The organism is Eubacterium sp. ER2, from assembly GCF_000765215.1.
Lineage (GTDB): Bacteria > Bacillota > Clostridia > Lachnospirales > Lachnospiraceae > Claveliimonas > Claveliimonas intestinigallinarum.
In genome coordinates this window covers 1-2,455 of sequence record NZ_JPJE01000068.1, presented here as the reverse complement: position 1 = coordinate 2,455, position 2,455 = coordinate 1, and the positions used below count along the sequence as shown (strand labels likewise).

Here is a 2,455-nt window from a genome sequence, read left to right as displayed (position 1 = left end):
TCCACGGACAAGGCCGCCTATCCGGTGAACGCCATGGGCACCTCCAAGGCCATGATGGAGAAGGTGATCGTGGCCAAATCAAGGACCGTTTCTCCGGAGAAGACAGCCATCTGCTGTACACGCTACGGCAATGTTATGTGCTCCCGGGGCTCGGTCATCCCTCTTTTCATCAGCCAGATCAAGGAGGGGAAGGAGCTGACCGTGACAGAGCCCGCCATGACCCGGTTCATCATGAGCCTGGAGGAGGCGGTGGAGCTGGTGGTTTTCGCTTTCCAGAATGCCCAGAGCGGTGATATCATGGTACAGAAGGCGCCGGCCTGCACCATCGAGGTGCTGGCCCGGGCCGTGGAGGAGGTGTTCCATGCGGACAACCCGGTGAAGGTCATCGGGATCCGCCACGGGGAAAAGATGTATGAGACCCTGCTGACCAACGAGGAGTGCTCCCATGCCATTGACATGGGGAACTTCTACCGGGTACCCTGCGACAAGCGGGATCTGAACTATGACAAATATTTCAAGGACGGGGATGTGCAGCGGAACACCCTGACCGAGTTCAACTCCAGCAACACGGAGCTGCTGGATGTGGAGCAGGTGAAGGGGAAGCTGCTGTCCCTGAAGTATATCCAGGATGAATTAAAGGAGTGGGAGCAGTAAGGTGAAGAGCGTCAGGGAGCAGGCAGTGCTGGCACTGTCAGGAAAAAGCTTATTTCAGACAGGGCAAAGGATGCCGGCGCGGGATGCGGACTGGCAGGGGATCTATGAGGAATGCTGCCAGCAGGCAGTCTCTGCCCTTGCCTGGAAGAGCGTGAACAAGGAGGCGCTGCCCAAAGAGCTGGCCGATAGATGGAAGTACACAGTGGCTGTCCAGGCCTACCACAGCCTGCAGGTGACCTGGCAGCATCAGCAGGTCCATGAGCTGATGGAACAAGCAGGGATCCCCTATGTCATCCTAAAGGGCTGCGCCTCGGCAGCTTATTATCCGGCGCCTCTGGAGCGGACCATGGGGGATGTGGACTTCCTGGTCCGGCCCCGGGACCTTGAGAGGGCCGGGAAGGTGCTGGAGGCAGAGGGGTTCGTGCCCTGGAAGGAAGAGCATATCTGCCACATAGTCTACCGGAAGGAGAGGGCGCATCTGGAGATGCATTTCGAGCCCGCCGGAGTACCCCATGGAAGGCCCGGGGAGCTGGTCCGGGAATACCTGAAGGACATCATGGAAAAGGGAAGGGAGATCGAGCTGGAAGGCGGGAAGATCCGCATCCCCTCCCCCTTTCACCACGGGCTGGTGCTCCTTTTGCATACCAGCCATCACCTGGTGGGGGAGGGGATCGGCCTGCGCCACCTCTGTGACTGGGCGGTCTTTGCGGCCTCCCTGTCAGACCGGGAGTTCCGGGCGCTTTTTGAGGAGAAGCTGAAGGCCATCGGGATGTGGCGGTTTGCCCAGCTCCTGACCCAGGTGTGCATCCGTTATCTGGGCATGCCAGAGAGGCGCTGGCCGGGGAAGGCAGGGAAGGAAGACCGGGAGCTTGTGCAGGCCCTGATCCGGGATGTGTTTGCCGGAGGGAATTTTGGACGGAAGGACGAGAGCCGGAGACATGAGGTGTACCTGATATCCAGCAGGGGAAAGGACGGCGTGGGACACATCTCCCTGGGGCGGCAGTTCATCCGCTCCCTGAATGAGGCGGTGTATACCAAGCTTCCCTTATCCCGGAGGCTGCCGCTGCTGCTCCCGGCGGGCTGGGCCTTTTACGGAGGCCGTTATCTGATCCGGATGCTCCGGGGAAAAAGGCCAGTGATCCATCCGCGAAGACTGGTGGAGGGAGCGGCCGCCAGGCGGTCTGTCTACGCCAGACTGGGACTTTTTGAAACAGAGAAAGATACAGAATAGACTGTTACCATAGAAGGAGGGCAATAAGATGAACATACTGATCACCGGAGCCAAGGGCTTCGTAGGCAGGAACCTGACCGCCTCCCTGGAGAGCATCCGGGACGGCAAGGACCGGGTGCACAGGATAGAAGGCCTGGAGGAACCGTCAGAGCTGATTATCTATACCTATGATATCGACTCTACCCCGGAGGAGTTGGACACCTACTGCAAGGAGGCAGATTTTGTCTTTAACCTGGCAGGGGTGAACCGGCCCAAGAACCAGGAGGATTTCATGAAGGGGAACTTCGGCTTCGCTTCCACCTTATTGGACACCCTGAAGAAGCACGGGAACAAAGCTCCTGTCATGCTCTCCAGCAGCATCCAGGCCAGCCTGACAGGCCGCTTTGCCGGCAGTGAGTACGGCAGGAGCAAGCTGGCCGGGGAGGAGCTGTTTCAGGCATACAGCGAGGAGACCGGAGCGAAGGTGCTGATCTACCGGTTCCCCAACCTGTTCGGGAAATGGTGCCGCCCCAACTACAATTCCGCGGTGGCCACCTTCAGCAGCAACATCGCCAACGGCCTGCCCATCCA

At 59.3% G+C, this 2,455-nt stretch carries 3 protein-coding genes; all 3 read left to right on the top strand.

Going from position 1 to position 2,455, the window contains the following annotated elements:
- Positions 1-654 (top strand): polysaccharide biosynthesis protein (locus NI21_RS0115530; RefSeq protein ID WP_033127121.1); only part of this gene is annotated, 654 nt, incomplete at its 5' end.
- Between the two features lies 1 nt (position 655).
- On the top strand, positions 656-1,885 hold the full coding sequence (locus NI21_RS0115525) for a nucleotidyltransferase family protein (RefSeq protein ID WP_033127120.1): 1,230 nt from the start codon (positions 656-658) through the stop codon (positions 1,883-1,885).
- A gap of 28 nt (positions 1,886-1,913) precedes the next feature.
- On the top strand, positions 1,914-2,455 hold a 542-nt coding region (locus NI21_RS0115520), incomplete at its 3' end, for an NAD-dependent epimerase/dehydratase family protein (RefSeq protein WP_033127119.1).